7 protein-coding genes are annotated in these 8,408 nt (G+C 50.7%); 6 read left to right on the forward strand and 1 reads right to left on the reverse strand.

Annotated features, from left to right (window positions below; genetic code table 11):
* Positions 1 to 4: 4 nt before the first annotated feature.
* The gene (locus tag BLW59_RS16660; RefSeq protein ID WP_074698960.1) at positions 5 to 235 is read right to left on the reverse strand and encodes a hypothetical protein; all 231 of its coding nucleotides are present in this window, start codon (positions 233 to 235) and stop codon (positions 5 to 7) included.
* Between the two features lie 140 nt (positions 236 to 375).
* Between BLW59_RS16660 and BLW59_RS16665 the strand changes: the two genes are divergently transcribed.
* The 6 genes from BLW59_RS16665 (at position 376) to BLW59_RS16690 (ending at position 8,270) form a co-directional block, all read left to right on the forward strand.
* Positions 376 to 1,971 (forward strand): dicarboxylate/amino acid:cation symporter, encoded by a 1,596-nt coding sequence (locus BLW59_RS16665; RefSeq protein ID WP_175463490.1) that lies wholly within the window; start codon positions 376 to 378, stop codon positions 1,969 to 1,971.
* 57 nt (positions 1,972 to 2,028) lie between these two features.
* Complete coding sequence (locus BLW59_RS16670; RefSeq protein WP_175463491.1) at positions 2,029 to 4,233, forward strand: SpoIIE family protein phosphatase; 2,205 nt, start codon at positions 2,029 to 2,031, stop codon at positions 4,231 to 4,233.
* Between the two features lie 156 nt (positions 4,234 to 4,389).
* Complete coding sequence (locus BLW59_RS16675; RefSeq protein ID WP_074698966.1) at positions 4,390 to 5,595, forward strand: anti-sigma factor antagonist; 1,206 nt, start codon at positions 4,390 to 4,392, stop codon at positions 5,593 to 5,595.
* A gap of 15 nt (positions 5,596 to 5,610) precedes the next feature.
* Positions 5,611 to 6,123, forward strand: coding sequence for an adenylyltransferase/cytidyltransferase family protein (locus tag BLW59_RS16680; RefSeq protein ID WP_074698968.1), 513 nt, complete (start codon positions 5,611 to 5,613; stop codon positions 6,121 to 6,123).
* A 12-nt stretch (positions 6,124 to 6,135) separates the two neighbouring features.
* Entirely contained in the window at positions 6,136 to 6,630 is a 495-nt protein-coding gene (ispF, locus tag BLW59_RS16685; RefSeq protein WP_074698970.1) for a 2-C-methyl-D-erythritol 2,4-cyclodiphosphate synthase, read from the forward strand.
* Positions 6,631 to 6,632: 2 nt separating this feature from the next.
* Positions 6,633 to 8,270, forward strand: a complete 1,638-nt coding sequence (locus BLW59_RS16690) for a dicarboxylate/amino acid:cation symporter (RefSeq protein WP_074698972.1) — start codon at positions 6,633 to 6,635, stop codon at positions 8,268 to 8,270.
* Positions 8,271 to 8,408 lie beyond the last annotated feature (138 nt).

The raw sequence follows: 8,408 nt of genomic DNA on the forward strand, positions 1-8,408 counted from the left end.
GGAGTTAAACCAGATGGAGAGGAGATACGAACGAAGCATCGAGGAAGGCAGCCATGCAGGGCGGCCCTCCTCTGAATAGAAAGGGGCGCATGATCTCGTCAACCGGTGAGAGGTCAAGGGCTAAGAGCTTGGCTGCGAGCTTGTGTTTCTTCTTTTTGAGATGCTTGTTGCAAATGAGTTGGGAGAGGAGCTGCTGATAAGCAGCGTGGGAGCCGATTTCAGGCAATCTCAACATGATGTTCACCTTCTTTCTTACGAGTACTATTGTACATGTGAAACATCTAGCTGAGATGGGTAATACTCATTTGCAATAAGTTTTTGCCATAAAATCTGGGGGTACATTGAAAAATGTGCAAGCTTTAAGGAACGTGAATAGTGAACTTAGAGTTTCCTAATTCACATGAATGGCTGGAAGAGGCACTTGAAGCAAAAAAAGTGAGCCGACAGGAAATGATGACCGCTGAGTTTTTGCTGGAGGAGAATTTCCTGCGGCTGGCGGCAGCTTCCGGCAATCCTGAAGGCTTTGCGGCAGAGATTTCCCTGCAGAAGCGGCTGGGTGATGTGAATCTTTTGCTTACCGCCAAGGGGGAACCCCACAATCCTGTTATTGAACTGGATGAAAACTCCGATGACGAGGAAGAGCGCTACGTTCTGGCCAGCTTGAAAGCCCATCGGCAGAAAATGAGCTATGTGCGGCGGCAGGGCTGCAATATAGTTTCCATTCAGGTGCATGAGTCAACCAACAAGCAGATGTATCATATGCTGCTCTGTATGGCAGGTGGAATTATACTGGGGCTGGCGCTCAAGTCCTGTTTAGGGGCGGAAGCACTGGGCTGGATTGAGCACAATATCTTCAGTTCTGTGGAAATCCTTTTCATGAGCGTTCTGCAGATGATGATTGCCCCCATGATTTTCCTTTCGGTGGTGTCCGGCATTCTTAGCATTTCCAATGCGGCTGATGTGGGGCGCATGGGCGGCAAGATGATGGTCATATCGGTGGTCAAGCTGGTGTTTGCCCTGGGGATAGCGGTGCTCCTTGGCAGCTGCCTGGGAGCCACGCCTGAACTGGTTGAGACAGCGGAGATGGGGACGGTGGAGGCATCCACTCCGTCTTTGCGGGATTTGCTATTGGGCATTGTGCCGAAGAATGTTGTGGCCCCCTTTGCTTCCAACAATCTGCTGCAAATCCTGTTTATCTCCTGTTTCTTTGGCCTGCTGCTGGTGAGGTCAGGGGAGCGCCTGGCCTGGATGAAGGAGACTATAGCCTCATTTTATCGGCTGGTCATGGATGCCATGGGGGTCATCATGCCATTCCTGCCTCTGGTGGTGGCGGCCTCTATGGCGAAACTCATGATGAGTGTGGAAATTTCTGCTTTGCTGTTCTATGTCTGGTTTATTGCCGCTATTTTCCTGGGCTGTTTCCTGATGCTGCTGGTATCGGGACTCTTTGTGGCCGTGATAGGACGGATATCGCCGGTGGCCTTTTTGAAGAAGACAGCTTCCTACAGCCTGCTGCCCTTTAACATACGAAGCTCCAATGCCTGCATTCCCCAGACGCTGGAGTTTTGCGCTGAAAAACTTGGCATAGATGAGAAGCTGGCCATGTTCTCGATTCCCATGGGCATACAGTTCAACATGAGCGGCGGAGGCATGTATGCCATGACGGCAGCGATTCTGATGCGCCTTACCCTGGGACTGCCCCTTGATATGGAATTCATGCTTTCTTTCTTCTTTGCGGCTCTGTTGGTAACCTTTACCTTTCCCAGCGTGCCCGGGGCAACGGTGTTGGTGATGGCCTCTATTTTTGAAATGGCCGGAGTCCCCGCCGGGGCGATTACGCTGTTTATCGGTATTGACCCGTTGGTGGATGGCATCAGGACTGTGGGAAATGCTGTGTCCAATGCCACCACATCTTTCCTGCTGGCCCGCATGGAGGGGAAGGTTCAGGAAGAGGTCTACTATGCAGAATAGGATTGCTGCTATGAAATTGGGCAAATGAGAATCATTTCTTGCAAAGGAGTTCGGATTATGGGAGAGTTCCTATGGATATTGCGAAAAATGGTGCACGGACAGCCAAATATCAGGGCGCGCCTGCTACGCTTGCTGGTCATAAGCAGCCTGTTGTCGGCCCTGGTGTTTGCAGGTCTGTCCTTTTATGGCATTACCTTTGTCCGCAGGGACATAGCCGATATGGGGACCCAGCTCTCGGAGTCGGGGGCTGAGTACACGAAGCAGTATATCAACAAGACCAGCAAGGACACACTGGCAGAACTGGCCAAGGCAGAAGCCGGGTATATTGACCGGGAAATGTCGCTGATGCAGCATGATGTGCAGATTCTGTCAGAGGCTTTGACCTGGATACAGCTGCATCCGGAAAACTTCCTGCCGGGGAACGTCTTTGACCTGTATAACGGGAAAGTCCCGCCTACTGCGCCGTGCATTCTTTACAGCCCTGATGTGCGGAAGCGTGGCATCGAAACGGTACAGAAGGAAGTGGAGCTGGCTGCCAATATCAAGGGCACTCTGGTGCCTATGGAAAAGTCTTACGGCAATGACAGCTATTCAGCCACTTATTTCGGCAGCAAACACGGCTTCCTGATCTGCAGCAGCGTATTCCCCGGCGATGAGTACAGTCCCTTGTCCGACGACCCGGCCTTTGACTATGACCCCCGTGTTCGGCCCTGGTATCTGAATGCCGTCGAGGCCAAGAAGGCGGTATTTTCCCTGCCTTATCTCACTATTTTGAATGAGCAGCACAGCGATGTGGAGGTAATAAGCTGCTCTGTACCTTATTACGATGTTGAAGGCATTGCCGGCGTAGCCAGCATAGATATGGCTACGGAAAAGCTGAGGCGGTACATTCACGATACTGCCATTGGGGAAAAGGGCATCAACTTTGTCATGACCAATGAGGGCAAGATTGTCTTTTCGCCCCTGCAGGAAGGTGTCCTGGCAGAGACAGACAAGCCTCAGGACCTGAGAAAAAGTGAGGTGCCGGAGCTATCCCAGGCTGCCCGGCAGATGGCCAGGGGCGAAAGAGGCATGATGCCTGTTGAAGTATACGGTGAGAAGTATATGCTGGCCTTTGCCCCTATCCCCACCATGGGGTGGAGCCTTGGCGTCTTGGTGTCCCAGGATGATATGACATCTTCCCTCCAGGAAAGCCAGAATTATTTTATGGGGCAGATGGATAATTTCAAGAAAAACCTGCAGAGTGAGTACCTTTTCCTGTTGAAGATGGCCCTGCTGGCGCTCTTTGTTATGATTGTAGTGATGTTTTTCATGTCGGAGCGGCTTTCTGACAGATTTGTCAAACCCATCAAGCAGATGGCTGACGGTGTAAGAGAAATTGCAAGCGGCAACCTTGATAAGAAATTGGAGATAAAAACCGGCGATGAAATTGAACACTTGGCAGTCTGCTTCAATGCCATGACGGATGAGCTGAAGGCGTATATAGATAATCTGTCCCGGGTGACGGCAGAGAAGGAGAAAGCGGCAGCCGAGCTTTCTGTGGCCCAAAATATCCAGCTTGGGGCACTGCCCCAGAATTTCCTGGCTAATCGCAAAGAATTTCAGATTTATGCCTCCATGGATGCTGCCAAGGGCGTGGGCGGTGACTTTTACGATTTTTATCTGACGGATGAAAATCACCTGGTCATCACCATCGCCGATGTGTCCGGCAAGGGCATTCCGGCGGCGCTCTTCATGATGCGCGCCAAGACCACGCTGAAAAATCTGGTGCTGATGGCAAAAGCTCCCGATGATTTTGCCGCTGTCATGATGCTGGCCAATCAGGAGCTATGCCGTGAAAATGAGGAAATGATGTTCGTCACGGTATTTCTCGCCCAGCTTGATCTGGTTACGGGTGAACTCATCTATGTCAATGGCGGGCACAATCCGCCGCTGGTGCAGGAGAATGGCAAGTTCCGCTATCTGTGCCATAAGAAGAAACACGCTATGCTGGGCGTGAACGAGGATGAAGTGTACGAGTCTAATCGTCTTGTCCTTCAACAGGGAGAGATGATCTTCCTCTATACGGATGGCGTGACGGAGGCCATGAACGAGGCCAAGGAAATGTACTCGGAAGAGCGCCTTCAGGAAACGCTGAACATGCAGGTAGGAAAGGATGTAAGAGAAATCCTCACTGCTGTGCGGAAAGATGTGGGGGACTACGCTGGAGAAGCGGAGCAATCCGATGACATAACCATGCTGGGGCTGATCTATTTGGGATAAGGGAAATTTTCTACAGACACTTTTTAGCAGGATAATACAAGGTGTAGGGAGAATTTTTTTTATATTACGAACCCTGACAGTTGATGGGGCGCAATCGATTGAGGTGGTATGAAAGAGCGTGTTGTAAAAACTTGGCAGAAAGGAATGACGTATTGAATGAAATATGCAAATGAAAATGGTGCCTTGACTATATTCCTGGAGGGCAGCATCGATTCGCAGAATGTGCATGACCTTGAAAAAGATATCAAGAACATCCTGGAGGCTCATCCTGAAGAGAAGACGGTCTTAGAGGCCTCGGCGCTGCGCTATATATCGAGCGCTGGCCTGAGGCTGCTCATCAAGCTGCAGAAAGAAGCCTCAAGTCCCATCACTATTTGCGAGGTTTCTCCTGAAGTGTATGAGATCTTTGATATGACAAGGCTCAACAAAATCATGGACATACGAAAAAAGATGCGGCAGATATCCCTTGAGGGCGCAGTGCCCATAGGTCGGGGACGCAGCAGCACTGCTTATCGTATAGACTCGGAAACCATAGTCAAACTTTATGTGGATGGCGTATCGCTGGAAAAAATCCAGCAGGAACTTGATTTTGCTAAAAAAGCCTTTGTCGCAGGTATTCCCACGGCTATATCGTACGATGTAGTGCGTTGTGGCAATTCTTATGGGGTGGTGTTTGAGGAAATTTCCCATGCCGATACCGTAGGCGGCACTATCACTGCCCATCTGGACAGATTTGATGCGGTCATGGAAAAATTTGTCGAATTATATAAAAAGATCCATTGCACGTCCATAAAAGACATGGGCCAGTTTCCTGCTGCCAAGGATAGATGGATGGGCTGGGTGAAAGGCATGGAGCCTTATTACACCCCGGCAGAAACCGACTTTTTGAAAAAGATGGTTGACTCCATCCCTGAACGTCATACCATGGTGCATTCCGACTATCATGAAAACAATGTCCTCTGCCAGGATGGCGAAATGGTGCTCATTGATATGGCGGATGTAGGCTATGGACATCCCATATTCGATTTGGCCGGCGGCGCTTTTCGCGTCCATTGCAGCGATATGCCGGAGCGCAAAGCCAGCCACGGCTTGACGCCGGAAAATATGCATCGCTTCTGGGATGCGGTGGTGCGTTTGTATTTTTCACCCCAAAGCCCAGCGCAGTGCCAGGAGATCAAGGAGATGTGCGAAGCCTTCGGCTTCCTTCGCAGTGCCCTGTTCCCCATGAAGCATGCCCAGATTGGTGCCGAGTTAAGGAACCTGCATATTGCAGATGCGCGGAAAAATCTTTTCCCACGTCAGGACTGGGCCTTGGCGCAGATAAATAAGCTTAATAAGTATTTCCCTGCTGTAGTGGAATAGGAGAGGTGTGAAAAAATGATTATCAACTATGAAGATCTGAAAGAAATCCGCGCCCGCCACCAGGACAAGAAGATTGTCATGCTTAAGGGTACCTTTGACCTTTTTCATCTCGGCCATTTGAACATGATACGCCGGGCCAAAGCTCTGGGTGATATTCTGGTGGTCCTGGTCAAGTGTGATGAGGCCATCAAGCTCAAAGGCACCGACCGCCCCATTGTTGACGAGCAGCAACGGGCTATGATTGTAGATGCCATAAAATATGTGGACTACACTCTGATAGCCAATCGCCTGATAGAAGCCGGCGTTCCCGATGTACAGCCTGAAGAAAAGATGCAGTATCTGCGCTACTATCAGCTGGTGTCTGATTTGCGTCCTGATGTACTGATCAAGCCAGGGAAGAAACTGCCTCAGATCCTGTCCAGCCTTTATCAGCGGATTGGCACTGCCATAAACGAGGTGGAAGAGACCCCTGGCGTTTCTACCACCATCCTGATTGGCAAAATTCGCAGTTCGGGTAATGGCAAATAGGGGGGGAAGGACATGAAAATTGCAAAAGTGGCCATCGGACAAGATTCACATAAATTCGACCTTGATGGCGGTAGCAAGCCACTCATCCTGGGGGGCGTGGTTTTCCCAGAGGAAACGCCGCTTTTGGCCAACAGTGACGGCGATGTGATCCTGCATGCCGTTACCCGCGCCATCACAGGTATCACCACTGTTGATATCCTGGGACCGAAGACGAAGGCATATCTGAAGCAGGGGATTACGGACAGCCGGGTATATCTGCAGGATGGCCTGAAGGATTTGAAGGCCATGGGTGCAACCGTCATCCATCTGTCTCTTTCCATAGAGTGCCAAAAGCCAAGGATTACCCCAAAAATCCCTGATATGAGGCGCAGCTTGGCCGAGATGCTTGAAACGGCACCAGAGAACATAGGCATTACAGCCACCAGTGGCGAGGAAATGACGGAGGCGGGTCGCGGTCTAGGCATCAATGTTTTCGCAGTCCTGACGGCTGCCGTGGATACTTTATAATCATGAAAAAGAAAATTGTGCTCACCTTTGGCAGCCTGGAAGCGGCCCAGCAGGAAATTGCTGAAGAACTGGCTGGGACCAAAGCTACTCCTAAGGAGATTACTTGGGCCCAGCTCATGGTGGAAGAGTCTTTCCTTCGCCTGAAGGAGGGGCTGGACGGTGGGGAGGATTTTACTGCTGAGGTCACCTTCAAAAAACGATTTGGTGATATCATCCTTCAGCTTGCCTGCCGTGGAGATGAATTTGACCCCAGCGTCAAGGTGACCGAGCAAAAAGAAGGCAGTGCTGATGCTTATCGGCTGGTTATATTGAAAGCGCAACGCCGGAAGCTAAGCTATAACTACAAGAACCGGGAAAATCTTGTAAATATCAAGGTACATGAAGCGGGGAAAGGCAGCAGGCAGGTTCTATGGCTGCTCATGGCCCTTATTGGTGGATCAGCCTGCGGCCTGGCCATGCAGATCTTTTGCGATGCTTCAGTGCTGTCCGCCTTCAACGACAACATAGTCACTCCTGTGCGTCATCTTTTCCTGAACGCCCTGCAGATGATGGTGGCCCCGGTGACGTTCTTTTCCATCATTTCCGGTATAACTAATATATCCGAGGCTGCTGATGTAGGAAAACTGGGGCAGAGGCTTGTAACCATCTCTCTCCTTACCATGCTGATCATGACCTTCGTGGGGCTGTCGCTTAGCCTGATGATTTTTTCCGGTGACCTGTCCTATCTTCAGGCGGGGATGCCGACGGCAGGCGGCGCACCGCCTGCCGCCAATGCTTCACTGAAGGACATGCTGCTGGATATTGTGCCGGACAATTTAGTTGACCCGTTCAAGGGGCAGCAGATACTTCAGACGATGTTCCTTGCCATTTTCTTTGGTATAGCTATAAATCGCATGGGCAGCAAGCCCCGTTGGGCCATGGAGGGGATAGACTTCATGTTCCGCTTTTGCAGCGATGTGCTGAAAATCATTGTCCGCGCAATCCCGCTGATGGTGTTTCTTTCCATGGTATCCCTGATGGCCAGCACCGGTCTTTCCTCGTTGTTGGCTTTCAGCAAGCTGCTTATCGGCCTGGCTTTGGGCGTTCTGGTGGGCTGGGGGGTAGGCGCGGCTATGGTTTTTATCATGGGGAAAATGCCGCCCTTCTGCCTGACTAAAAAAGTCATTGCCTTCAGCCCGGTACCGGCGGCGATTGCCAGTGCCAGTGCCAGCCTGCCCTTTGTGCTGAAATTCTGCACGGATAAGTTGGGGGTTGATTCCCGGCTGGCCTCATTTTCCATTCCCGTGGGAATTCAGATCAACAAGGCCGGGCAGAGCGTGTACTTTGCCCTGGTCACGGTGATGATGATGCGTATTTATGGCGTGGATGTCACTGGGGATATGCTGCTTACGCTTTATGTAACTGTCACCCTCATGGCCATAGCCAAGCCGCCTATTCCCTGCGGCGGCATCATCTGTCTCAGCTATCTCTTCATGACCGTTGGCGTGCCAACCAGCGCTGTGTCCATCATCCTCTGCATAGAGCCGCTGGCAGCTATGCTTTTCGCCATCTGCAACAACAGCACCAACATTACCTCCACCTTCATTTTGGCGAAAAACGTCAATATGCTGGATGAAGACAAATACTACGATGTGTCATGAACAATGCGATGAGGAATCAGAAACTGCTACAAGGTAGTCACATTATATGTGAATTAGAAAACTAAGCGTCCTAAATGATAATGACACGTTGGCAACAAGAAGGTGACGAAAAATGTTTTCTTTCAAGACTGGAATACC

The sequence above is a fragment of the Selenomonas sp. KH1T6 genome, assembly GCF_900108415.1.
In the GTDB taxonomy this organism is placed as follows: domain Bacteria; phylum Bacillota; class Negativicutes; order Selenomonadales; family Selenomonadaceae; genus Selenomonas_B; species Selenomonas_B ruminantium_A.

Coding starts and splice junctions, on each gene's coding strand:
- BLW59_RS16660 (WP_074698960.1), bottom strand. CDS start 235: ATGTTGAGATTGCCTGAAATCGGCTCCCACGCTGCTTATCAGCAGCTC.
- BLW59_RS16670 (WP_175463491.1), top strand. CDS start 2,029: ATGGGAGAGTTCCTATGGATATTGCGAAAAATGGTGCACGGACAGCCA.
- BLW59_RS16675 (WP_074698966.1), top strand. CDS start 4,390: ATGAAATATGCAAATGAAAATGGTGCCTTGACTATATTCCTGGAGGGC.
- BLW59_RS16680 (WP_074698968.1), top strand. CDS start 5,611: ATGATTATCAACTATGAAGATCTGAAAGAAATCCGCGCCCGCCACCAG.
- ispF (WP_074698970.1), top strand. CDS start 6,136: ATGAAAATTGCAAAAGTGGCCATCGGACAAGATTCACATAAATTCGAC.
- BLW59_RS16690 (WP_074698972.1), top strand. CDS start 6,633: ATGAAAAAGAAAATTGTGCTCACCTTTGGCAGCCTGGAAGCGGCCCAG.